The following is a 25,635-nucleotide window of genomic DNA, read 5'->3' as shown; positions in this document are numbered from 1 at the left end:
TCCTGGGAAAGACAGTGTAATATTTTGATTCTTTTGTTTATTTCTTATCTTTTTAGTCTAGTGATTGCCCCTTCTTATTCTTCCACTTCACCGGCAACTAACAGGAATCCCATACTTACAGCATATTGGCTTTTTTCAATATGGCACGGGCTATTTTCACCTGCTTGCTGAAATCTGTTTTCTCCTTCTTCTGATAAGCCTTATCCGCTTCCTTTACGAAACGTTCGGCTTCTTTCCCTCTCAGCGTAGGAATTGCTTTGATTTCTAATGCCATGACTTGTAATAATTTGGTTTTCTGCTGCAAAGATAGGAAATTTTCGGCAAATCACTTTCTCTGACGCCCATTTTTATGATAAACGGTTCCACAACCAGTAGTGTCCAATTCCTGTTGTCTGTTCCGCAGGCTTTGACGATACCTGAACGGTAATTCAAAAGACCTGTTCCACCTTCCCCTTTTATCAAGAGAAGCGGGACAGGAAACTTTCTATGTAACGTTAGTTACAGCATGGCGGCATACTTGCGCACCTGCTTCAGACGCTCCATAAAAGAGGGATTGGCAGCGACCTGCCACATGTTATATTTCAACTGCAGACGCATTAGTGAATCCGCAGGTACATTCAGAGCTGCCTCGAAGAGCATTGCTGTCTGTGCCGTAACAGGACGACGGCAGTTAAGAATGTCATTCAACATTTTATAGGAGATTCCCATCTGCTCTGATAACTTACGCTGCGAAATCTTGCGGTATTCAATCTCTTCTTTCAGGACTTCACCAGGGTGAGTAGGATATGCCGGAGTGAGGTTGTTGGCAATCATAGTAGAATCTATTCCTTGTATCTCAATCATAAGTCGTCTGTTATTTATAATGGTTCGATAAATCTATTATATTGCATATTGTAGCGATAGTTTCACCTTCTCTTGTCCGTTCCTCAAACTCAATGCGGTACTGGTCGTTAACTCTAACAGAAGAAAGACCTTCCTTATCGCCTTTCAACTTTTCATAATTCAACGAGTTGTATTTCAAAAGCCCTTGTACATTCGGAGTTTCCAGCATTATGTTGATAACACGTATATATTTCCGTACCACTTGTGGCTGATACCGGTGCCTCTTGTCCGTCTGCCCCGTAATGTACATTTCCTTCAAATACTTTTCGTTGAATATTATTTCCATGCTACTCTGTATTGTTCACACAAAGATAATAGATTATCCGCAATAATCCACTATATAAGTGGAAGTATTTTATATAACTGCCATCAGTTTTCTGTTTCTTACCGAAAGGCTGTCGGCATATTGGCTCAACCTCTCGCTTTGTTCTTTCTGGCGGGCTATCATACCGCTGTTCAGCGTATTGAGCATGGTGGTCGTTGCGGTCGGTTTCGCTTTTTCCTTTTCCCGAACAGTCCTAAGAAGCCTGTCCGTTTCCTTTTTTTCGGTTCTTCTTGTGAACTTTTCAACGCAATGGCTGGCACTTGTCTTGCTATCTTTTCCTTTATCTCTTCTTGTTCGTATAGTACCAGCATGATTCTATTCAGCAATTTTTCCTTTTCAGCCAGCAGCTGGCATATGCTGTCTATACGCTCGCTGCGGCAGGTTCTGGACTTATATATACCTCGTGTACATCCTTGCGGAGACTTTTTATTTTGTAGGTAGTAGCTTCCAATTCCTGTTGTCTGTTCTGTTCATTGAGCCCAATATAGACGATGCCGAAAATGACGAATAGTATCAGCACATATCCTGCCGCTATCTTGGAGCAGTGCGGCTGCAGCCGGGTAAGTAAAATGTTTCAACAAGTTCATATCGCTTCTAAGTTTTATGTTTCCAATACTACTTATGGTAGTTTATTTTAGAGAGTTCTCGCTTGGCCGACCATCCCAGCAAAGCCTGTTCCTGTTCTTTCAGCCTCTGGAACTCCTTGACAAGATACAGCTCGAATTCTACGGAAACCCAACTGGCAAACTTGAAAGCGATGTCACGCTGCGCATACGTTCCGCCTCCGGCACCGTTTTTCGAGAGGATGCCAACCGCTCCGGTCAGTTCCACCCACCTTGAAGGACTCATGGTGAATGCATTGCTGCCCGCTTCTGCCAGAAGGGGGTCGAATTCGACCCCTTTAAACGCGGGGTTGTTTAGTTGCTCCCACAGTCCGAGGTATTCCAGCGTGTTCTTCAGTCGCATCCAGTTCTTCACCACGTCTTTAGGCTCGGCAGGATTTTTCTGGCGAGCGATGTCCGTGATGCAGATATAGTCAATGCCATTATGCTGCAACCATAGTCATATCATACTTTGGTACTACAAATATAAAAATAATATCTGTTGACCGTATTAGATTTCATTGCTTATTTAATTCTAAATATTCCACTTCAAAACATATCAGTCGGCAAAATTAGTCAAATATTTGACTAATTGAATAAAAAGAATTACTTTTGTAGCGCGAATACAAAAACTTAATTCGATGAATCAAAACGAAAAAGTTATTTCAAGGGCATGTATCCTGCAACTTATCCGTACACGTATGGCATCACGACAGGCGATGCAGAAACTGCTGAAAGAGTCAAATGCGGGGATAACATTCGAAATGCTGCAGATTATGAGCTGCCTGTGGAGCGAACAAGGCATAAGCCAGCAGATACTGGCGGAAAGAACGGCTAAAGACAAGGCATGCCTGACAAATCTGATGACCAATCTGGAAAAAAAAGGTTATGTATGCCGACAGGAAAATCCTAACGACAGGCGTAACAAACTGGTCTTTCTTACGGAAGAAGGTGAAAAATTCCATCAATGGATAGCACCGAAACTGGACGATTACTACAAAAGGCTTGAAGATATAATTGGAAAAGAAAAAATACGTCAGACAGAAATACTGCTAAAAGAACTCCAACATGCCATTGAAACTTACTAGACATATCTTACCGTTATTGATGACCACAGCGTATGCAATAACAGGACATGCACAAACCGACTCTATGCATATATCGCTGCAACAACTATTCGATTTGGGAACGGAAAACAGCCTGCAACTCTCTGCCGACAGACTGAAAGAACAAATGGCATACGAACGTACACAGACTGCACACATGGCAAAACTCCCCGACATAGGGATAGGATTAAAGGGAGGTTTCCTGGGACAACCCATTGTGTGGCAAAACGGACTGAGCAATCCTAGCCGTCCGCAGACACCGGACTGGCAACAGAATTATGCCATCGACTTCACACAACCTTTATATCAGGGAGGACGAATAAAATACAATGTCCGCAAGGCAAACATTGAACATGAAGTGGCAATACTGCAAACAGCCACAAACTGTGCCGACATTAAATTATCACTTCTGGAACAATATCTCAGCCTGTTCAGTCTGTACAAACAATGCATGGTGCTGAACAGAAACATAGACGAATCAAAAAGAAGACTGAAAGACATCCGACGCATGGAGAAAGAAGGTCTGATAACGAATAACGATGTGCTGAGAAGCGAAATGCAACTGACAGAAAACAGGCTGTCGCTTACGGAAACAGAAAACAACATACGTCTGGTTTCACAGCAGCTGGACATCCTGCTAGGTCTGGACGAGACATTGCTGCTGATACCTGATACAGCTTTACTGGGACAGGATTTCGTGACAGAATCATATACGGACTACGTAAACAAGGCTTTCTTTTCCGACCCGTACATACAAGTGCTGCAAAAGCAGACTGAACTGGCACAGAACAACGTCAGAATAGTACAGGCTGAAAAAATGCCTCAACTTTCACTCACGGCTTCAAACACTCTGGCAAGACCGGTTTCAAGAACCTTGGCAGATATGTATAACAACAACTGGAACATAGGATTATCGGTCAGTTATTCATTGTCGTCGCTGTACAAATACAAACATCGCATGAACGAAGCGCGCCGTGGAGTAATGCTGAGCCGGAATGCCGAGGAACAGCAAAAACAGCATATCCGCACTAACATAAATGCCGCATTGCTGAAACACCACGAGGCGATAAACCAAGTGGAAGCATTGAGGCTGTCAGTGAAACAGGCTGAAGAGAATTACAGGATTATGAACAACAGGTATCTTAACCAGCTTGCAATCCTCACAGACCTGCTGGATGCCGACAATCTACGGCTTAATGCCGAACTGGAACTCACTACGGCACGCACAAGAGTGATTTATACTTATTATGAACTACAACGAGCAATAGGAAATATATAAAGCCATGTCTGTCTATAACAAATACAAACGTTTGAGAAAACAAAAACTGCGTAACATCGTACTCAATACGGTATGTCTGATAATAGCTGTCTCCGGACTTATATGGACAGTAAACTATTTCAGGAGATATTTCAGTTATGAAATAACAAATGACGCATTTGTAGATCAATACATCGCACCGGTAAATATACGCGTGTCGGGATACATAAGCGAGATACGTTTTAAAGAACACCAATACGTAAACGAAGGTGACACACTGGTAGTGCTCGACAACAACGAATATCTGATACGCCAGAAAGAGGCACGTGCGGCACTTCTTGACGCCCAAGGCTCGAAGGATGTACTTACATCGGGCATACAGACATCGCACACCCGCATAGCGGAACAGGAAGCCAACATAGCGGAAGCCAAAGCTAAGTTATGGCAGTCTGAACAGGATTTCAGAAGATACGAACGGCTTTTGAAGGAAGAGTCCGTGCCACGACAGCAATACGACGTGGCTAAAGCCAATTACGAAGCTGCGCAGGCCAGATACACAGCACTGTTAAGCCAAAAAGAAGCGGCAAGATCACAATATGACGAGGCAAACAAAAAACAGGTAAATGCTGAGGCAAGTATCCTTCGTGCGGAAGCTGCCCTTGATCTGGCAAACCTGAACCTTTCATATACTGTAGTCACTGCTCCATACTCCGGTTACATGGGACGGCGCACACTTGAGCCCGGACAATACGTAAGTGCAGGACAAGTTCTGTCATACATTGTCAGACAGTCAGGCAAATGGATTACTGCCAATTATCGTGAGACTCAGATAGAAAACATATACATAGGGCAGCCGGTAAGGATAAAGGTTGACGGACTGCCGGGGAAAATACTTCACGGACATGTTACGGCAATATCCGAAGCCACAGGTTCAAAATATTCACTTGTACCTACCGACAATTCCGCCGGAAATTTCGTTAAGGTACAGCAGAGAATACCTGTCAGGATTGATCTTGACGACGTAAGCGACGAATGCATGAGTCAGTTACGCGCCGGTATGATGGTTGAAACCGAAGCATTGAAGAAACGATGAAGACTGCACGCGAATTAGACATTCCGATACGCCGCTGGGTGCCCGACTATATAGGAGTAATAACAGTATTCCTGATTATACTGCCTGTAGCAATGCTTAACGGGACTTACACGGGAAGCATAGTAGAAGTATCGAACACCCTGGGCGTATATACCGAGGATATAACCATAGGATATTATGCCGCTTCGGCAGGAATGGCCATATCCTACCCCATCGTACCAAAAATTCTGAACGCCTTCTCATCGAAATCCCTGCTTCTGGCAGACCTGACTTTACAATTCTTTTTGAGCTGGTTTTGCGCACGACAGAACAACATCGAACTGCTTATAGCCTCAAGTTTCGTCATCGGGTTCCTGAAAGGATTCATCATGCTGTGGGTCATACGCAGAATAAAATTCATATTCAGCCCCAATGATGTGCGCAGCGAATTCTATGCGTACTTCTATCCTCTGGTTTTCGGAGCTGGACAATTGTCAATGGTAGTAACAGCACTCCTGGCATATCATTACGACTGGAAATACATGTATTATTTCATGATGATACTGTTGCTGGTGGCCATTGTTGCCATCATAGTATTTCTACGCCACGACCGTCCTTCGAAACCTGTAGCGCTGAGCGAACTGCATCTTCGCGAAATGCTTATAATATCCACCAGCATACTGATGCTGATATATGTAATAACATACGGCAAGACACTCGACTGGATGGCATCGTCGAGGATTTGCCTGTATATAGCCATCGGGCCGTTCCTGCTTGCCCTGTTCATATGGGAACAGTTCCATTCGCCCAAGCCATACGTAAGCCTGAAACCGTTATTGCAGTGGAAAGCCATACTGGGATATTTCTATATGATACTGATAATGTTTTTCAGTACTTCGACTAATCTGATGACAAGCTATCTCACCACCATACTGAAAGTTGACAATACGCACAGCTATACACTCTATATATGGCTGTTGCCCGGATATATAACAGGTGCCATAATATGTTTCTGGTGGTTCCGCTGGCAAAGATGGCGCTTCAGGTTTCTAATAGCCGGAGGCATGGCATGCTTTGCGTTTTTCTTCGGGTCACTGTATTTCACCATCTCACCCGACAGTACATACGAGATGCTGTTTTTCCCTCTCATCATGCGTGGTCTGGGAATGCTCACTCTTATAATAGCATTTGCACTTTTTGCGGTAGAGGATCTTCCACCCAAATACCTGCTGTCGAACGCGTTTTTCCTGATTACTTTCCGGTCGGTACTTACACCTGTCATAGCATCGGCTTTCTACAGCAATACATTATACCGGCTACAGCAAAAATACATGGTGCAGCTGGCCGAGAATATCACACTGACCGACCCTCTTGCCGCATCACGCTATTCATCGGCACTGACAGGCAATCTGCAACAAGGATATGGAATAAACGAGGCCACACAACTGGCGACAAATACGATGAACAATATTCTGCAGCAACAATCTACACTATTGGCTCTGAAACACATCCTGGGATGGTTGTTTGCGGTTACTCTTGTTATCGCCGTCATATCCCGCTTCATTCCTTTTCATAAGACTGTACGCGTGCCTGTAATACATACGGGTGAAGATATGGTGTGATGTGAAAAAAATTATTATTTCATCAAACTTTTTTCCGGGATATATGGTTATTATATTTGCAGGATATAATTAAACACCAAATAAAGATGATAACCAACAACGACATGCTGTTGGCCTTCGGGCTTACACTGATAGCCGGACTGTCAACCGGCATAGGCAGCCTTATAGCATTGCTGTCGAAAAAGACAGACACACGGTTTCTGTCGGCGTCACTAGGACTGTCGGCAGGAGTAATGATTTATGTATCATTCATGGAGCTTATGCCGGAATCCGTGCATCTGCTCAGCGGAATATACAGCGAACGCGAAGCTTCGGTATATATGCTCCTGGCCTTTTTCATAGGTATAGGGCTTATAGCACTTATAGACTTTCTGGTTCCTGAAGATGAGAATCCGCATGAGATACATTCGTCGCAAGGCAATGACAAAAAACTGAAGCGGACGGGAGTGATGATGGCACTTGCCATAGGAATACATAATTTCCCGGAAGGACTTGCAACATTTACATCGGCGCTTACCGACCTTGAAATAGCCATACCTATTGTGTTTGCAATAGCCATACATAACATACCTGAGGGAGTGGCTGTATCTGTTCCTATCTATCACTCCACAGGAAGCCGCAGGAAGGCATTCTGGTATTCATTCCTGTCGGGAATGGCCGAACCTATCGGTGCACTGATAGGAATACTTTTCCTCATCCCCTTCTGGACCCCTTCAATCAATGCGCTGCTCCTTGCCCTGGTTTCAGGAATCATGGTATATATATCATTCGATGAGCTGCTGCCAAGCACAGAAAAGTACGGACATCACCATTGGGGAATTACCGGTGTAATCTCCGGTATGGCAATAATGGCGGTAAGTCTGTTGCTGATATAATATAAAGAAAGCAAATACCTGATTTTGTGTTAAAACAGGCTTTTAATTTCTATTTTCAAAGAAAAATATGTACATTTATAGACATAAACCTATAAAACCTTATGTTTATGAGAAAGTACATTGCAGAACTATTAGGCACTATGGTCCTTGTATTGCTTGGATGCGGTAGTGCAGTATTTGCCGGCGGTACAGCCGACATAGTAGGTGCAGGAACAGGAACTATCGGAGTTGCGTTAGCTTTCGGCTTATCAGTAGTAGCTATGGCATATTGTATCGGAAACATTTCCGGATGCCACATAAACCCTGCCATCACTTTCGGAGCATGGATAAGTGGCAGGATTGATACCAAAGACGCCTTTATGTACATAGTGTTCCAGATTATCGGAGCCATCATAGGAGCAATGATACTGTCGATACTGGTTGGAACCGGCGGACACGCAGGACCTACAATGACAGGAGCCAACACTTTCGACAACGGAGAAACAGCACAGGCATTCATCGCCGAAGCGGTATTCACTTTTATATTCGTCCTAGTGGTATTGGGCACTACTGACGAGAAAAAAGGCGCCGGAAACATGGCAGGCCTGGCAATCGGACTCACCCTGGCATTGATACACATTGTATGTATTCCTATTACGGGAACATCTGTCAATCCGGCAAGAAGTATAGGTCCGGCTATCATGGAAGGCGGACAGGCACTTAGCCAGCTCTGGCTGTTCATCGTAGCACCGTTGGTTGGTGCGGCATTCAGCTCACTGGTATGGAAATTCATAGGCGGAGGCAAACGTTAAAAAGTCCCGTCATTTAATATCAAATCCACCCCTGTATTGCAACAAAAATATTGTTATAATACAGGGTTTTTTGCTTTATCAAATACATTTACAATAAAATAAAAGGGCAGAAATAAAGAAAAATGGGTCTTTTTTTGGGATTTATTATATAATAAAGTAATTTTGCTCTATATAGAAACGAGCATAAAATATGACACATTTAGAAAAACTGGATTATATACCTCAAAACATAGACCTGATGGCAGGAATGGATATTACGGGAAATATCAAACATCTGTTCAAGACTCCATCAAAGGTTCCGGGATATATGTTTCTGTTATGTTTCCAAGGAACATGTTCAATAACAGTGCATCTCACACAATATACAATGAAAAAAGGGACATTGCTTATTTTGCTGCCGGACCTTTATTTTCAGATATTGGAGCAAAGTGATGACTGTAAATTCATTTTTGCCGGATTTGCTACCGAACTTGTAAGGAGTTCGTCATTATTCTCAAAATCGATAGAATACACTCCTTTTATATTCGAAAAGCCTGTTTTGCAACTTGACAAAAAGGCGTTTGACCTTATGTATAGCTACTTAAGGATAATTATCAAGGCAAAAAACATTTCGAACAACATTGTCACACAGGAGCAGGCAGCACTGACTTTCACACAGCTGATTTTGGGACTTGGAAATCTTATAAAGAACGGAAAGAGTGTAAACCAGCAATATAACAGAAACCAGGAAATAGTGAAAGAACTTGTCAGAACTGTGGTAATGAACTATCATACGGAAAGAAACGTAAGTTTTTATGCTGACAAGATGCATCTGTCGCCTCAGCACCTCAGTACTACAATAAAGAAGATTACGGGAAAGACCCTGACAGACATCATATCTTCATTCATTATAAATGATGCGAAAGCAAAACTGAAATCAACGGAAATGACGATTCAGGAAATAGCCTACTCACTGAACTTCCCTGACATCTCTTTCTTCGGAAAATATTTCAAAAGATATACAGGCATGTCGCCTAAGCAATACAGAAACACTGAATTATAAAAAAAAGGAAATGCTATGTCTCATCAACATTGCATTTCCTTTTTTTCATTTATCCTTAATCTCTTCTATCGGAGTTATATCGACTATGTTTTCCTCTTCTTTCATTACTTTTTTCTTGAAGCGGATCAGCCTTATCAGGTCAGTCAATGAATAGACTATGGCGGAAACACCAAGTATCGTAAAAGGAAGTGTCGCTGCCTGGAACGGATTTGCCAAGACCACTATACCTGCCAATAACACCAACACAGGAATAACATACATCAGGAACGGCACTCTGGTGATACTGCGCACCGAGATGAAATTAAACAACTGCGAAAGTCCTGCCAAAACCAACAACACTCCAAGTACATACATCAGTGTGGTAATGAAAAAGTCAGGCATAATCATAAGCCAGAATCCCAGCAAAGCACTACCCACTGCAGCAACAGGAAATACCGATTTTATTCCTGCCTCTTCCCTACGCTTTGCAGTTGCAAAATATCCAAACACACCTATAAGTCCTGGTAGCAGGAACAGAACTCCAATTGTTATCACAAGATAGCGTACAGCTTCGCCTGGCCATACCACCAACAGAATGCCTATTATAAGAGCACATATACTGCTCAATGCATAGTAATTAAAGTTTCTCATAACAAAATTTTTGTTTTTATTATCAATACGAATTTAAGTATTTATTGCATAAATAACAAAAATATCTCCAATTTGATTGCCTCATATACCTACTTATAGGTATTTTTAAGTATAATTTTACCAAATTATAGGTATTGACGCCACTTTAAAAAGCGGATACCTTTGCCATGACTTAAAAACTATAAAACGGACATAAAATCATGGCAACTGGAAAAATCTTATTTACGGCCGTTTTCTCGGCCCTTACACTCAATGCCGCATTTGCCGACAACAGTGCAGAAAACAAGAAAGAAGAAAAGAAAGAAAGCAGACTTACCTTCGGAGGATATGGCGAGGCTGCCTACAGCAGAAACTTCTTCAGTGACAACTATCTCAGATACACCGATGCGAAAAACTATACCGGAGAAAGTCACGGCAGATTTGACCTTCCACATGTTGTTTTCTATGTGGGATATGACTTTGGCAAAGGATGGTCGTTGGGTAGTGAAATCGAGTTCGAGCACGGAGGAACTGAAAGCGCCGTAGAAATAGAAGAGGAAGAAGCCGGCGAATACGAGAGCGAAATAGAACGCGGAGGCGAGGTGGCACTCGAACAGTTCTGGATTCAGAAATCTTTCTGCAAGGAGTTCAATATCAAGATGGGACATATCATAGTACCTGTGGGAGGGACAAACCAGCATCATATGCCAACAGAATTCTTCGGAGTTTATCGTCCGGAAGGTGAAAACACCATCATGCCTTGTACATGGCACGAAACAGGAATCAGTCTTTGGGGACAGGCAGGAAAATGGAGATACGAGGCCATGTTACTGCCCGGACTTGATTCCGACCGTTTCAACCGTATGAACTGGATTCAGGGGGGAGCCGGAAGTCCATACGAATTCAAGATTGCAAATGCAATGGCAGGAGCTTTCAGAGTGGATAATTACTCGATAAAAGGACTGCGACTTTCAGTGAGCGGATATGTAGGCAACTCGTTCAGCAACACTCTGAGCAGAAGCAAGAAAGAGAAGTTCAAGAATGTGAAAGGTACAGTGGCTATAGGGGCATTCGATTTCGGATATAATGACCACAACTGGATAGTCAGAGGAAATTTCGACTATGGCCACCTGTCCGACGCTCAGCTGATAAGCGAATACAATATGGGAATGAGCAGCAACTCCCCTTCTCCCAAACAGGCAGTAGCATCTGATGCCATTGCCGCCGGAATAGAAGCCGGATACGACCTTTTCTCTCAGTTCGAAAAGACAAGGGCAAAGAACCAGAAATTCTACATCTTCGGAAGATACGATTACTATGACTCAATGCACAAAACCAACGGACTGAAATACGAATATTGCGGAAGAAACCGCATAGCGGCAGGTATCAACTATTTTCCAATGAAAGAGATTGTAATCAAGGGGGAATATTCCATAGGACTTCTGAAAGATATTTACAATAACGAACCTGCCATATCGCTCGGCATAGCCTACGCAGGATTCTTCACAAGATAATCAATAACAAACATGTATAACTTTAATTCAACAACTAAAATGAAAAGTATTTTAAAGACTTCTGCCTTTATAGCAATGAGTGCTATCATGGCAACATCAATGACATCGTGCGATGAAAACAATGGTGAAAACCCAGGCGAATTGTCTGCAAAGGAGCAGACACTGAAAGATGCTGTTACTCCCTACGTGAACAACACCGTAATCACCACCTACAAGAGTATGGCTGATGCGGCAATCAAACTGATGAATGCATGTAATGAAGCGAAAGACAAGTTCGACAGCGACAAGGACGGAGCTCAGGCGAAAATCACAGAAGCAGGCAACTACTGGAAGGAATCAAGAAAATACTGGGAACTGAGCGAAGCATTTCTTTTCGGCGCAGCAGCCGATTATAACATCGACCCGCATATCGACTCATGGCCTCTTGACAAGGTGGCACTGGAACAGCTGCTTAACAACCAGGGCATGATGAATGCCATCGGTGAAGGCGGCGGTGCATACGTAAGCGCAAACCTGGGATACGGTCTGCTTGGTTTCCATGCCATTGAGTATATGCTCTTCCAGCTCAACGCGTCAGGCGACAAATCATCGGCAAGAGACGTAAATTCACTAAACAAAAACCAGATGATTTACATGGCGGCTGTGGCTGAAGACCTGTGCTTCCAGTGTGTACGCCTCGAAGCTTCATGGGCAGGCATGGATAATGTGTCATCAGAAAAACAGACTATACTTACCGACAACGAGCTTGAGCCAACATTCAATTACGGAGAAAGCATGCTAAATGCAGGTCAAGGCGGTAGCAAATACGTCAATTACACTGATGCCGCTCAGGAAATCCTTCAAGGCTGCATCGACATTGCCGACGAAGTGGCTGAACAGAAAATGGGACGTCCTGCCAACGGAAGTAGCGAAGAGGATAAGAACTATATCGAATCGCCATACAGTCTCAACTCTATTGTTGACTTTGCGGATAATATCCGAAGCATCAAAAATGCATACGAAGGCAGCAACGACGGAGACAAGTCCGTGAGCGACTTCATCGCATCGGTAAATGCCGAAAAAGATAAAGCTGTAAAAGACGCTATAGCAGCCGCAATAACATCTATAGAGAAAATTCCTGAACCATTCGCAAAGAATGCTACAAGCCAGACTACCAAAGATGCCATAGCAGCAGTGGCTAAAGTATCAAATACACTTAGTGAAGCAGCAAACGTATTGAATGAAAATTAATAATAAATATTTACAGTTACAGTGTAAAGTGTGTAACCATAGTGTTATACACCTTTCACTGTTTAACAAAACATAGACATGTATTAAACATCCTTTAAATGTAAAATAACTAACTTATGAAGAAATTTTATTTACTTGCAAGTACAGCGTTATTTGCCGGACTGACTGCATGCCAGGACAATACCGGCGACACACCGGATAACGGCAACCAGCCAGGTGAGCTTCCTGAATGGTACTACACAGGCGGTGAATTAGGCACAGCTTTTCTGGCAACCTCTAATGCCTTAGAACAACCAACTCCGGCAGTAGAACAGGCCGGCATGGACAGCCAGTTCAAGAACGGAGAAGCACTATTTGAAAAACCTTTCATGAGTAATCATGACGGAGTGAGAAACGGACTAGGTCCTGTGTACATACGAACATCGTGTATACACTGCCACCCAGGATACGGACACGGGAAGAGACTTCCTACCGGAACATTCGAAACAAACAGCATAGGAAACGGATGTCTGCTGGTAGTTTATAACCCTCAGACAGACGCTTACGTAAGCTGGCTTGCCGGTATGCCGCAGACACATGCCGTAGAACCGTTCAAGGCTCCGCTGGACGAAAGCAAGATAACTGTGGAATGGAAAAACCATACAGACGAATGGAACAACACATTCCCCGATGGTGAGAAATACGAACTGCAATATCCCGAAGTAAAAATACCTAAAGAAGCAATTTATGTAGTCAATAAGGGATATACACTGCCGGAAGACTATGATGTGAGGATAGAATCAACTATCGGTATCTACGGTACTGGACTTCTTGATGCCATTTCGGACGAAGATCTGAAAGCCGAATATACCAAACAGGAAGCCGACGGACTATTGCCTAACGGTATAAACCCGGCATTCTTCAAGAACGGAGAATGGGTGAAACAGTACAGCAACTCAAAGCCAACAGATGTTATACCCGGAACAGTAAAAGAAGAGCATCCGTTCAAGTTCACATATGCACTTAGCCGCGGACCTCTGCAGGACGCAGCAGGAACAAACGCCCTGTGGAATATCACAAACGTGACAAGAACAAACAGAAGATACCACTACCTTGACGCAGCAGGAACATATGCACAATATTCTGCAAAGGATCCTGAGGTACAGGCCGGATACAAGGATTATATCGAGCAGGCAGATCCCGAAAAGAATCATCCTACATGGCATCCGGCAAGCGAAAATCCGGCTGATATCGAGGCTGCAATACTTGCTTATCTCACCTCGAAAGAACTTGACGTGGAAATGAGCGATGATGACTATGTGGACTTCATGGTATGGCACAGAGGTCTTGCAGTGCCGGCAGCAAGAAATGTTGACGACCCGGATGTACTGAAGGGTAAAGAACTCTTCGAACAGATAGGCTGCACATACTGCCACAAACCGTCATGGACTACTGGCGACGACAATTTCTACGACCCTAACGGCGTTTTCAGCAAAGGCGACAACCGCCTTCCTAAATATCCTAACCAGAAGATATGGCCCTACTCGGACATGATTCAGCACAAGCTTTACATGGAGAACGATATCCGTACGGGATGGTGCAGGACAACTCCGCTTTGGGGAAGAGGACTTCACCAGAAATGTACAGGCTCGGCTACAGCCGACAGGCTTCATGACAACCGCGCACGAAACGTAATAGAGGCGATTATGTGGCACGGAAACAAAAAGAGTGACGCATACTATACCGTACAGAAATTCAGGGAATTGTCAAAAGAAGACAGAGATGCAATAGTAAAGTTTATCGATTCGATATAAGATATAAATATACAAGACTGTCCTCCCATCGACGCATCGGAGGACGGTCTTTCAAACAGACATTCGCTATATATGATCAACAAACTGCTGAAAATCTCCAAACGCACTACCGTCATCACAATATCGCTGCTGATAATAATCATGGTATCAACCACAATAGCAGAAAAAACAAACGGCACATCATTTGCCAGCCGACATTTCTATTCCAATCCACTGTTCATGGCATTATGGTTCGCAGCCGCAATTTCCGGCATAGTCTATATTATAAAACGGAAACTGTATAAACGGATAATCACTTTCTGTATGCATGCCTCCTTCATCGTTATACTGGCAGGTGCATTCATAACCCATACCTCAGGACTGCAAGGTAGCATACATCTCAGAATGGACGAAAATCCCAAGCAGAGTTTCAAGACGACAGACGAAAAGGAACACAAACTTCCCTTCAGCATTTCGCTAAAGGAATTCCGAACAGAATATTACTCCGGTACAACCACACCCATGGATTATATTAGCACAATATCAATACACGACGGTTCGGATACGGAAGGAACAGTCTCGATGAACCGTATATTCAAACACAGAGGTTACCGTTTCTACCAGTCGGGATATGATGCCGACGGAAAGGGAAGCACACTATACGTAAGCCACGACCCGATTGGCATTGCCGTCACTTACACGGGATATATACTACTCTTTCTTTCAATGATACTGTTCTTCTTTGAAAAGAAATCCGCTTTTAAGAAGAGAATATCTGCAGCATGCATATTACTGTCCATACCATTTGCATCATCGTTTGCCGAAAACAAACTTCCACCTACTCTCCCTGCAGGTACAGCTGAAGTCTTCGGAAACATACGCGTAAACCATAACGGACGAATTGCTCCACTGCAAACCCTTGCCATTGATTTCACAAAAAAGATATACGGAGGAAAAAGTTATAAAGGGCTGTCGGCTGAACAGGTACTGACAGGATGTTTCTTCTATTACGACTACTGGAAAGAAGAGCCGTTTATCCGCATAAAAAGCAAATATGTTCAGAAAGTACTGGGCATAGAAGGAAGGTATGCCAGACTGACCGACTTTATAGGAAGAAACGGATTTAAGATAGACAATCAGCTGAAAACAGAAAAAGACATAAAGCGCATCCGCGAACTGGAAGAGGCAGCGGAGAAATTCAGTCTGATAAGCTCTTTATGTACGGGAAATCTTCTGAAGATATACCCGGTATTCGACAATGAGAAAGGTACATATACATGGTACTCCATTCCTGACAATCTGCCATCGGACATTGAACGCGACAAATGGCTTTTCATAAGATACAGCATGAACTATATTGCAGAGAAAGTGGCAATGAAAGATTTTGGCGGAGCAGAAAAACTGACAGACAAAATCATAGGATTTCAGAAAAAGGAAGCCGGGAACTCACTGCCATCGGATACTGAATTCAAGGCAGAGAGGATATACAATTCATTTGCCAATCTGAAACTGCTCGCCATGTTCTGCCTTACAATAGGCATATTCGGCTACATATTCCAGATTTATAATGTGGTAAAGGGAAAGAGAAAGAACGGAACGAACCTCTGTCTGTTTATACTGCTGTTCCCTACCCTGGGCTACGTGTCTGGGATTATTGCGCTGAGATGGATTATAAGCGGCCACATACCTGTTTCGAACGGTTTTGAGACTATGCTGATTATGTCTGTCGTATCAATACTGTTCAGCATTATTTTCTACAGGCATATGAATAATTCCGTATCGGTAGGATATATGATTTCCGGACTCGCTCTGCTGGTGGCAATGATGGGCGACAGCAATCCTGCCATAACACCGCTTATGCCGGTTCTGTCATCTCCGCTTCTGAGCATACATGTTATGTCCATCATGATTTCTTACTCCCTGTTTGCCATCATGATGCTGAACGGAATATCTGCCGAAATTCTTCACAGGAGCGGGAAAAGAGACAATGAGATTTGCAGTCTGGAAAACAGCAGCCGTATAATCCTTTATCCAGCCGTATTCCTGCTGGTGTTCGGAATATTTATCGGAGCGATATGGGCAAACGTGTCGTGGGGAAGATATTGGGGATGGGACCCAAAAGAGGTATGGGCACTCATCACCATGCTGATTTACTCGGCAGCACTGCATACTGAATCTATCCGTTCTTTCAAAAGCCCGATGTTCTTCCACCGTTTCTGCATAATGGCTTTCATATCGGTGCTGATTACTTATTTCGGGGTAAACTTTATACTTGGAGGTATGCACAGTTATGCGTGAGTGAACGGGTGATGAACGATAACTGAAAATTACTTTTTGTCAAAATGATATTTCAACCTCTCTTAAATCAGGAAATTCAGTGGAATGTCTATTCTGTTTCCTAAAATCGAATTTTCACGGGTACAAGCAAATACATAATGATAGATACATTCATATTAATAAAGAATTTATAATCTAATTTATAGGATAAAAATATCAAATTATCAGCATATTCGCATCCAACATATCATAATCACAAAAAAATTTTGTTTAAATAAAGATAGAATATAGAACGAAAAAACAGTGAATTTCAACTTAAATTCCGCCCAAATTCCACTTCAAAAAAAAATGTACTGATGTCTTGGATAGGATGTGCCACCATTTTAATGAAAACACACGCCCATTTTTGATGAAATAACAGTCCGTTTTATGTCATTTGACTCATAACGTATCGCCATATTTAACTATCATACAGTTTTTACTTATTATATTTTCAAGTAAACACCATAATTAATTTAACATTTCATTTTATTTAAGCCAAACAGGGAAATACACAAGACAGGGAAAGTATAAATTAATTATCATTTTGATAAATAATATAGGGATATAATATCATTATGCACATAGAAATTATCCAACCAAGAACCGGACAAATTATATACCTATTAAATATGATTATACTAACCAATCATATTGACCATACCTTAGGACTTATATCAAGACTTTAATAAAAAACAGAAACGCCCGCCGTACACCGAGTTCATCCAGTGTTCAGCGGGCGTTTATCTAACATTCATTCTGCGTTAAGCGCGCATTTAAATTCCGATTATTTTCAGTTTAGACGTATCAATATACTTCCACTTTTGCTGCAAGCGACTTACATTTGTCACGCAGTGCATCAAGGTCACCTCCTACCTTGTCATAGCAAACTACTACGCCCATACGACGGTTAAGTTTTGTATATGGCTTGCCGAATATACGCAAGTATGTGTCAGGCTGGGAACATACATTCTCTATACCCTTATAGCGAGGAGCGTCCTTGCTTGCTATCGGTGAAAGAATTACCGCACTTGCACCTATGTGTTCCTGAGTAATTCCCGGTATAGGCAATCCAAGAATAGCATACAGATGAAGTTCGAATTCGTTGAGGTTCTGTGTATTTGCCAATGTCACCATACCTGTGTCATGAGGACGTGGTGAAAGTTCTGAGAAATAAACACCATTGTCATGGCTCAAGAAAAATTCCACTCCCCAAAGTCCGTAACCGGTAAGGGCTTCAGTTACTTTTGCAGCCATCTGCTGTGCCTCAGCCAAATGTCCTGGAGCGATACGTGCCGGCTGGAAGCTTTCGCGATAGTCGCCTCCCTTCTGTACATGGCCTATAGGAGGGCAGAACAATGTAGGACCGTTCTTCTGAGTAACTGTAAGAAGCGTAATCTCGCTGTCGAACTTGATGAACTCTTCTACAATGAGTTCCTTGATGTCGCCACGGCTTCCGCTGCATCCATAATCCCATGAATACTGAAGATCCTCAGGACCTTTGGCTACAGACTGTCCTTTTCCTGAAGAAGACATCAATGGTTTGATAACACAAGGATAACCTATCTTCTCGGCAGCCTCTTTAAGTTCTTCGTATGATTTTGCATAGAAATATTTGGCTGTTTTCAGTCCCAGTTCTTTTGCAGCAAGGTCACGTATCTCCTTACGATTCATAGTAAAGTTCACGGCTCTTGCACTTGGAACAACCTGAATACCTTCTTTCTCCAGATGGAAAAGACGTTCTGTACGAATAGCCTCAATTTCAGGTACAATAATGTCAGGGCGATATTTTGCTACAACCTTGTCAAGCGCATCGCCATCAAGCATACTGAACACCTCACACGCGTCGGCAACCTGCATTGCGGGTGCACCGGCATAAGAATCACATGCAATCACATACTGTCCCAATCTCTTGGCGGCAATTACAAACTCCTTTCCCAATTCTCCGGAGCCAAGCAAAAGTATTTTTTTAGTCATAATTATAAGAGTTTTTGTCTATATATCTACAAAGATAACATTATGTCTGCAAAGATAACATTTTTCCGAAAATATTATACTTATGAATTACAATATTCTGTGGAACAGAAAATGAGTCGGGTGAATTATGAACGGCGCCTGTGAAACCAACACTATACTTACAGAAGCTGCAACTATCCACAACAAGATCATAACAACTTTCATGGAAGTGGACATAGGCTCTTTCTTACCTGTAATGTGAAGTATAAGATGGATAAGACCAACTACCGGTATTCCTATCAGCAACAATCCGCAAACAACCATAGTGACAGCCACACCGGCAGATGTTCCAACCATATCCCAGTTGATGTAAGGTAATGCCTCATAGAAAAATGCCGGAACACTGACCAACACTCCGGTAGCAGCCATAAGCAATGCAAAAAGCACTATTAAGACTACTATCACTACAGGAGCACAGCATATAGCCAATATGACAAATACCAACTTTACGATGAAGCCTAATACCGAGAAAAATATATTTCCCAATTTTTCAATAAATGTACGTGGCTTCTCGGAATGGACATAATCATTCATCTTTTCAAAACCGTCTGTCACAGTTTTCCCTATATTCTCCATATTCACCGGCTCGCCTTTCATCTGAAGTTTCTCTGTAGCGGTATGTGCCACTGGTATTATAATCCATGCTATGATATATACCAAAATGAACCCATGCAACAATATAGCACAGACTAAAAACAAGATTCGCGTCCATGCCACATCCCATCCAAAATATGCGGCAAGTCCTGAAACTACACCACCAAGGACTTTATCATCGGGATTTCTGAAAAGACGACGTTTCACTGTGTCATCACCGTTTGTATTGTTACGATAATCCTGAGTATTTTCATTAGACTCATCATCTGTATTGATTTCCTCCGGTCGTCCCATGCGGGCTATCACTTCCTCCACATTCTCTATAGTGATGACTTGCTGACCATGAGAGATATATTCGGAAAACAGTTCAGCTATACGGTTTTCCATGTCCCTTACTATTTCATCAGCATCGGTCTCACTACGGAAATGATATTTCAGATTATTCAGATAATTGTCCAATAATACATATGCATCTTCATCTATATGATAAACCGTGCCACCTAAATTAACTGTCAATGTCTTTTTCATTTTGATTCAATTGTTAAAAGTTCGTTCCTTAAATGATTTACCGTATTGGAGAGTTCATCCCACGCCGTTTCCAACTCAGATAATACCCCCTCTCCATCAGAGGTAAGTTTGTAGTATTTGCGTGGTGGTCCCTGAGTTGATTCAACCCACTCATACGAAAGGAGACCATCATTCTTCAGTCTGGTAAGTAAGGGATAAAGCGTACCCTCAACTACTATAAGCTTTGCATCTTTCAGTTTTTGGATTATATCCGATGCATAAGACGGTTCTCTGTGCAACAACAGGAGAATGCAGTACTCAAGCATACCCTTTCGCATCTGGGATTTTACATTATCTACATTCATGATTTTATTATTACTTTGTTTGTATGGCACAAATATATGTATAATTAGATTACCTTGCATTACAAAGTACCTGATATTTTACTATTTTTAATACAATTAACTAAAGTCCGGTTACAATCAGCCCGATAAAAACGTATTTTTGCGAGAGTACAACTAAAAACAAGAATATATGACTGACATTAGAAAAGCTACTACAGAGGATATCAAGCTGATAAACGAGTTGGCATGGATAGCATTTCCCGCAACTTACAAGGATATCCTGACAAAAGAACAGATTGACTACATGATGGACTGGATGTATTCGCCTGAAAATCTTTTAAAACAGATGACGGAAGAAGGACATATCTACTATCTGGCATACTCGGACAACAGGCCTGCCGGATATGTGTCAATACAGAAGGAAGGCGAAGACCTGTTTCATCTGCAGAAAATCTATGTCTTGCCTGAATTTCAAAAAGAGCATATAGGAAAACAACTGTTCTGCAAAGCCAAGGAAGCAGTAAAAGAAATAAACAGGAAACCATGCAGAATGGAGCTGAACGTGAACCGCCACAATCCGGCTCTGGGATTTTATCTTCATATGGGAATGAAAAAAGTTTCGGAAGGTGATTTCGACATTGGAGGAGGTTACTATATGAATGATTATATAATGGCGATTGATGTGGAATAAAAAAAATATGCATGCAGACAGTGGGAAATGCCACTCTGCATGCATATTTTATTTATTATAATTCCTCAAAATTACTGGTGCTGTTCTCTCAGCAAGTCATTTACAGTCTTAACCGGATTGAATGTGCTCAAAGGAACTTCAACGAAGATAGTGTTCCAGTCACTCATTGAGCCATTCCACAATCCCGGAAGTTCAAGTGCCTTAAGTTCCTTGCCGCCTTTTGATTTATATGAAATAAATCCTGTAGCCTTGTCAACATAATTCACAAGATTGAACTTGTTGCCCTTATAGTCGCGAACGGCACAAACCAGGTCAACCGGATTGAAGTGTGTACCCTTTTCGAACATTGCTTTCTTTTCAGGATCGTTCATGTCAATCTGTGAACTTTCCAAAATCTGCAATGAAACTGTTCCGTCAGGATTATAAGCCAAGAACGGACCACCACCAGGTTCGCCCACATTCTTAACCATACCGCAAACACGCATAGGACGGTTAAGTTTCTTACGCAGGTAAATTACCAGGTCGGCATCTTCCATATCCTTTATATCATCCTTGCGGCAATGGAGCTGCTGCTGAACGAAACGGATGATATTTTCCAATTCATCATGACGATAATGACCGCTGTCAAGTAGCTGAAGATATTCGAAAGCCTGTTTCTGAAGTGTTACAAGAACTCCGGCAAGCAACTTCTTATAAGTTACTGTATCACCCTTCAGTCTGTCAGGAACAACATTATCTATATTCTTGATAAATACTATATCTGCATCAAGGTCATTCAGGTTTTCTATCAATGCGCCGTGACCGCCCGGACGGAACAAAAGTTTGCCGTTGTCGCGGAATGGCTTGTTCTCCATATCTACAGCAACTGTATCTGTGCTTGGTTTCTGTTCAGAGAAACTGATGTTGTATTTTACACCATATTTAGCAGCGTACTGAGCGACCTTTTCATCTACAAGTTTTGCAAACAGTTCACGATGTTCTGTAGATACAGTGAAATGTACATTCACTTCCCCACTCTTTCCGGCAGCATACAAAGCTCCTTCTACAAGATGCTCTTCGAGCGGAGTACGAACGCCGTCTTCATATTTATGGAATTTAAGCAGACCTTTTGGCAATGCTCCGTAGTTCAAGCCGGCAGATTCCAGAAGATTTGCAACAACAGCTTTATAATTGCCTTCTGAAATCAAAGCTTCAATACCTTTACCGTTGTTCTTTACGCAAGCAGCATCAAGGTCGGCATAAAAAGCAAAATTCTTGATATTGTTAAAGAATTTCTTTTCGAAATCGGTTGTAGGAACATCATAGTCTGCGCCAAGGAATTCGAACATATTCTTGAACATACGGCTGGCAGCACCAGACGCAGGTACAAACTTGACTATTTTCTTATCGCCTTCCTTATATGCGTCCCAAGCTGCAAGATATGTTTTCTGTGCTTCTTCACCCGCAAGCATTATACCACGGTTTTCTACTGATGCAGCTGCAAATAATTTTAGAAAAGGGAAACCTTTTTCGAAACAAGCTAACTGTTCGGCAATCTGTTGTTCGGAGATGCCTTTCTTAGCCAATAAATCTTTGTCTTCTTGTGTTAACATATTGTATAAATTAAGTAATGAATTCGTTCAATAGTATAGAAATCTGCTCAAAATTATAAAAAAGGGCGAAATATAACTAATATAATGAAGAAAAAAACTACCTTTACACACAAGAAAAAGGATAAAGTCATGGAAGAAACAGCTTTTTTTAACAGTAATGAAAAGGAATTACTCTTTACATTATATAAAAAACTACTAAGGCTATCAAAAGATACTCTACAAAAGGATGATTGCAGAAAGATAAAATCGCATCTTATCAAGGTGATGAAGAACGGAGGTATTCCAAGAAATGCATTTGGAATGAATCCGATAATAAAAGACATGCAGACAGCCGTCATCGTAGCTGAAGAGATAGGTATGCGCCGTGCCTCCATACTGGGTATAATGCTTCACGAATCTGTGAAATACAATCTTTGCACTCTTGATGAAGTAAAAAACGAATACGGAGAAGACGTAGCAGGCATAATCAAAGGTCTTGTAAAAATAAATGAACTTTATGCCAAAAGTCCGACTATAGAATCGGAAAACTTCAGAAATCTTCTGCTCTCATTCGCAGAAGACATGAGGGTTATTCTTATAATCATTGCAGACAGGGTAAACCTGATGCGACAGATTAAGGACTCAGAAAACGATGAAGCCAGAATCATGGTTTCGAATGAAGCGGCATATCTGTATGCTCCTTTAGCACACAAGCTAGGATTGTACAAGTTAAAATCCGAGCTGGAGGACTTGTCACTGAAATATACGCAGCATGACATTTATTATCATATAAAAGAAAAGCTGAACGCCACAAAACAAGCGCGCGACAGATATATTGACGCCTTTATCGAGCCTATCAAGAAGAAGCTGGAGGATGCAGGACTGAAATTCCACATGAAAGGAAGAACAAAGTCAATACACTCGATATATCAGAAGATGAAAAAACAGGGTTGCCCTTTCGAAGGTGTTTACGACCTGTTTGCAATAAGAATAATCCTGGACTCTGAACTGGAAAAAGAAAAACAGGAATGCTGGCAGGCATATTCGATTGTTACCGACATGTATCTGCCTAACCCGAAACGTCTGCGCGACTGGCTGTCGGTGCCTAAAAGCAACGGATACGAATCGCTTCACATCACAGTGATGGGCCCTGAAGGCAAATGGGTGGAAGTACAGATACGTACTGAAAGGATGGATGAAATAGCCGAGAAAGGTCTGGCTGCACACTGGAGATACAAAGGCATTAAAGGTGAGACAGGGCTTGACGAATGGCTTAACTCCATACGCGAGACACTGGAAAATGCCGACAGCGATATCGAGGCCATGGATCAGTTCAAGCTCGACCTTTATAAGGATGAAGTGTTTGTTTTTACACCGAAAGGTGACCTCTACAAACTTCCTCAAGGAGCAACAGTCCTGGACTTTGCCTTTACCATTCACACGAACCTGGGAAGCAAGTGTATAGGTGCAAGGGTGAACGGAAAGAATGTCCAGCTGAAACAGATTCTGAATAGTGGAGATCAGGTGGAAATCATGACCTCCAACACTCAGGTGCCGAAGCAAGACTGGCTGAACTTTGTAACTACATCAAAAGCCAGGACAAAAATACGACAGGCACTAAAAGAAATAGCGGCACGACAAACACAGTTTGCCAAGGAAACGCTTGAACGCAAATTCAAAAACAAGAAAATTGAATATGACGAGTCCATACTGATGCGACTTATCAAAAAAATGGGCTTCAAGAGCGTAACCGATTTCTACAAGAGCATATCCGACGAGAGCAGCGATATAAATACGATTATCGACAAATACGTGGAGATGCAAAAGCGCGAGACGGAACAACGCGAAGAAGTGATATACAGAAGTGCCGAGGCATATAATCTGCAACAGAACGCAGAAGCCAAAGACTACTTCAAAGACGACGTGCTGGTGATAGACCAGAACCTGAAAGGTATTGATTTTAATCTGGCAAAATGCTGTAATCCTATCTATGGAGACGATGTGTTCGGATTTGTCACTATCTCAGGAGGTATAAAGATACACCGCTGCGACTGTCCTAATGCTCCAGAGATGAAGGCCAGATTTCCGTACCGTATAGTACGCGCCAGATGGGCAGGCAAGAGTCAGGGCAAACAATATCCTATTACGCTGCGTATAGTAGGACATGACGACATAGGTATTGTTACAAACATCACGTCTATCATCAACAAGGAGAACGATATACTTTTAAGATCAATCAGTGTAGATTCGCACGACGGATTGTTCTCGGGAATGCTTACGGTAATGGTGGACGATACATCAAAACTGGAAGCACTGATAAAAAAACTAAGGACAGTAAAAGGTGTAAAACAGGTGAACCGAGGTTAAAATCAATCTGTTACAGCAATATTCTGTTAATTTTGGTGATTAAAAGCATTTATAAATTAGATTATAAACTAAATTCGCAAGAAGAATTATAAAAGTAGAACAAGTATGAAGAAGTTTATTCTTACCACAGTTATGTTCTTCATGGGCATAATCATGGTAATGGCTGCCGGTACAGCAGAAATAAAGTTTGAGACAACGACACACGATTTTGGCAGTTTCTCGGAAAACAGTCCTAAAGTGACATGTACTTTCAAATTCACTAATGTAGGCGACGGTCCTCTGGTCATTCATCAGGCTATAGCGACATGCGGATGCACGGTACCACAGTATCCAAAGGAACCTATCAAACCGGGTGAAAGCGGTGAAATTACAGTGACTTACAACGGCGCGGGAAAATTTCCCGGCAGATTTCAGAAAACCATTACACTACGCACAAACGGAAAATCTGAAATCACACGTCTGATTATAAAAGGTGATATGATGCCTGCAGCAGCTGACACAAAATAGCATAAAAAAACGAAGAGACTGA

22 protein-coding genes and 1 pseudogene are annotated in these 25,635 nt (G+C 42.2%); 14 read left to right on the top strand and 9 right to left on the bottom strand.

All coding sequences use genetic code 11. The features are described 5' to 3' along the window. Window positions 1–115: 115 nt before the first annotated feature. From H6A61_RS05935 to H6A61_RS05920, 4 genes and pseudogenes are all read right to left on the bottom strand, one after another. Entirely contained in the window at window positions 116–274 is a 159-nt protein-coding gene (locus H6A61_RS05935) for a hypothetical protein (protein WP_204392014.1), read from the bottom strand. Window positions 275–498: 224 nt separating this feature from the next. Beyond that, window positions 499–843 (bottom strand): HigA family addiction module antitoxin, encoded by a 345-nt coding sequence (locus H6A61_RS05930; protein ID WP_204392012.1) that lies wholly within the window; start codon window positions 841–843, stop codon window positions 499–501. Window positions 844–853: 10 nt separating this feature from the next. Beyond that, window positions 854–1,168, bottom strand: coding sequence for a type II toxin-antitoxin system RelE/ParE family toxin (locus H6A61_RS05925; protein WP_204392010.1), 315 nt, complete (start codon window positions 1,166–1,168; stop codon window positions 854–856). Between the two features lie 663 nt (window positions 1,169–1,831). Further along, a pseudogene (locus tag H6A61_RS05920) lies at window positions 1,832–2,263 on the bottom strand (KilA-N domain-containing protein); the annotation flags it as partial. 187 nt (window positions 2,264–2,450) lie between these two features. On the opposite strand from H6A61_RS05920, the gene H6A61_RS05915 reads away from it, so the two are divergent. The 7 genes from H6A61_RS05915 (at window position 2,451) to H6A61_RS05885 (ending at window position 9,575) form a co-directional block, all read left to right on the top strand. After that, entirely contained in the window at window positions 2,451–2,897 is a 447-nt protein-coding gene (locus H6A61_RS05915) for a MarR family winged helix-turn-helix transcriptional regulator (RefSeq protein WP_154042911.1), read from the top strand. A gap of 19 nt (window positions 2,898–2,916) precedes the next feature. Continuing rightward, complete coding sequence (locus tag H6A61_RS05910) at window positions 2,917–4,194, top strand: TolC family protein (RefSeq protein WP_430746785.1); 1,278 nt, start codon at window positions 2,917–2,919, stop codon at window positions 4,192–4,194. Window positions 4,195–4,198: 4 nt separating this feature from the next. Then, window positions 4,199–5,266, top strand: coding sequence for an HlyD family secretion protein (locus tag H6A61_RS05905; RefSeq protein ID WP_154042913.1), 1,068 nt, complete (start codon window positions 4,199–4,201; stop codon window positions 5,264–5,266). Beyond that, window positions 5,263–6,867, top strand: coding sequence for an MFS transporter (locus H6A61_RS05900; protein WP_204392000.1), 1,605 nt, complete (start codon window positions 5,263–5,265; stop codon window positions 6,865–6,867). Before H6A61_RS05905 ends, H6A61_RS05900 begins: the two co-directional genes overlap by 4 nt. A gap of 86 nt (window positions 6,868–6,953) precedes the next feature. Further along, the gene (gene zupT, locus H6A61_RS05895) at window positions 6,954–7,742 is read left to right on the top strand and encodes a zinc transporter ZupT (protein WP_154042915.1); all 789 of its coding nucleotides are present in this window, start codon (window positions 6,954–6,956) and stop codon (window positions 7,740–7,742) included. 107 nt (window positions 7,743–7,849) lie between these two features. Then, on the top strand, window positions 7,850–8,533 hold the full coding sequence (locus tag H6A61_RS05890) for an MIP family channel protein (RefSeq protein ID WP_204391998.1): 684 nt from the start codon (window positions 7,850–7,852) through the stop codon (window positions 8,531–8,533). Between the two features lie 190 nt (window positions 8,534–8,723). Continuing rightward, window positions 8,724–9,575, top strand: coding sequence for a helix-turn-helix domain-containing protein (locus H6A61_RS05885; protein ID WP_154042917.1), 852 nt, complete (start codon window positions 8,724–8,726; stop codon window positions 9,573–9,575). A 45-nt stretch (window positions 9,576–9,620) separates the two neighbouring features. On the opposite strand, the gene H6A61_RS05880 is transcribed toward H6A61_RS05885, so the two are convergent. Next, complete coding sequence (locus tag H6A61_RS05880) at window positions 9,621–10,205, bottom strand: HdeD family acid-resistance protein (protein WP_204391996.1); 585 nt, start codon at window positions 10,203–10,205, stop codon at window positions 9,621–9,623. A gap of 200 nt (window positions 10,206–10,405) precedes the next feature. On the opposite strand from H6A61_RS05880, the gene H6A61_RS05875 reads away from it, so the two are divergent. The 4 genes from H6A61_RS05875 to ccsA all read left to right on the top strand — a co-directional run bounded on the left by H6A61_RS05875 (window position 10,406) and on the right by ccsA (window position 16,998). Continuing rightward, the gene (locus H6A61_RS05875; RefSeq protein ID WP_204391994.1) at window positions 10,406–11,698 is read left to right on the top strand and encodes a hypothetical protein; all 1,293 of its coding nucleotides are present in this window, start codon (window positions 10,406–10,408) and stop codon (window positions 11,696–11,698) included. A 39-nt stretch (window positions 11,699–11,737) separates the two neighbouring features. Beyond that, complete coding sequence (locus tag H6A61_RS05870) at window positions 11,738–12,928, top strand: imelysin family protein (protein WP_204391992.1); 1,191 nt, start codon at window positions 11,738–11,740, stop codon at window positions 12,926–12,928. Between the two features lie 116 nt (window positions 12,929–13,044). Continuing rightward, entirely contained in the window at window positions 13,045–14,721 is a 1,677-nt protein-coding gene (locus H6A61_RS05865) for a di-heme oxidoredictase family protein (protein ID WP_204391991.1), read from the top strand. A 72-nt stretch (window positions 14,722–14,793) separates the two neighbouring features. After that, window positions 14,794–16,998 carry a cytochrome c biogenesis protein CcsA gene (ccsA, locus tag H6A61_RS05860; RefSeq protein ID WP_204391989.1) on the top strand — a complete coding sequence of 735 codons (2,205 nt, stop codon included), beginning with the start codon at window positions 14,794–14,796 and terminating at the stop codon, window positions 16,996–16,998. An 825-nt stretch (window positions 16,999–17,823) separates the two neighbouring features. On the opposite strand, the gene purT is transcribed toward ccsA, so the two are convergent. From purT to H6A61_RS05845, 3 genes are all read right to left on the bottom strand, one after another. Beyond that, window positions 17,824–18,993, bottom strand: a complete 1,170-nt coding sequence (gene purT, locus H6A61_RS05855) for a formate-dependent phosphoribosylglycinamide formyltransferase (RefSeq protein ID WP_204391980.1) — start codon at window positions 18,991–18,993, stop codon at window positions 17,824–17,826. Between the two features lie 87 nt (window positions 18,994–19,080). Continuing rightward, complete coding sequence (locus tag H6A61_RS05850; protein ID WP_204391978.1) at window positions 19,081–20,154, bottom strand: PspC domain-containing protein; 1,074 nt, start codon at window positions 20,152–20,154, stop codon at window positions 19,081–19,083. Next, window positions 20,151–20,498, bottom strand: a complete 348-nt coding sequence (locus H6A61_RS05845; RefSeq protein WP_204392081.1) for a PadR family transcriptional regulator — start codon at window positions 20,496–20,498, stop codon at window positions 20,151–20,153. The genes H6A61_RS05850 and H6A61_RS05845 overlap by 4 nt, the downstream gene beginning before the upstream one ends. A gap of 169 nt (window positions 20,499–20,667) precedes the next feature. On the opposite strand from H6A61_RS05845, the gene H6A61_RS05840 reads away from it, so the two are divergent. Further along, complete coding sequence (locus H6A61_RS05840; RefSeq protein WP_154042925.1) at window positions 20,668–21,168, top strand: GNAT family N-acetyltransferase; 501 nt, start codon at window positions 20,668–20,670, stop codon at window positions 21,166–21,168. Between the two features lie 71 nt (window positions 21,169–21,239). On the opposite strand, the gene H6A61_RS05835 is transcribed toward H6A61_RS05840, so the two are convergent. Further along, a complete protein-coding gene (locus tag H6A61_RS05835) occupies window positions 21,240–22,760 on the bottom strand; it encodes a DUF4301 family protein (RefSeq protein ID WP_204391976.1) in 1,521 nt (506 codons plus the stop codon). Window positions 22,761–22,889: 129 nt separating this feature from the next. Between H6A61_RS05835 and H6A61_RS05830 the strand changes: the two genes are divergently transcribed. Together H6A61_RS05830 and H6A61_RS05825 are read left to right on the top strand one after the other, a co-directional pair. Next, window positions 22,890–25,106: a RelA/SpoT family protein gene (locus H6A61_RS05830; RefSeq protein WP_204392079.1), complete on the top strand. Its 2,217-nt coding sequence runs from the start codon at window positions 22,890–22,892 to the stop codon at window positions 25,104–25,106. Between the two features lie 105 nt (window positions 25,107–25,211). Beyond that, window positions 25,212–25,613, top strand: coding sequence for a DUF1573 domain-containing protein (locus H6A61_RS05825; protein ID WP_154042927.1), 402 nt, complete (start codon window positions 25,212–25,214; stop codon window positions 25,611–25,613). The last annotated feature ends 22 nt before the right edge of the window (window positions 25,614–25,635 follow it).

It is taken from the genome of Bacteroides caecigallinarum (genome assembly GCF_016901995.1).
Taxonomy (GTDB): Bacteria; Bacteroidota; Bacteroidia; order Bacteroidales; family Bacteroidaceae; genus Phocaeicola; species Phocaeicola cellulolyticus.
The sequence above is the reverse complement of the archived record's forward strand: the minus strand, read 5'-3'. Positions and strand labels throughout refer to the sequence as shown.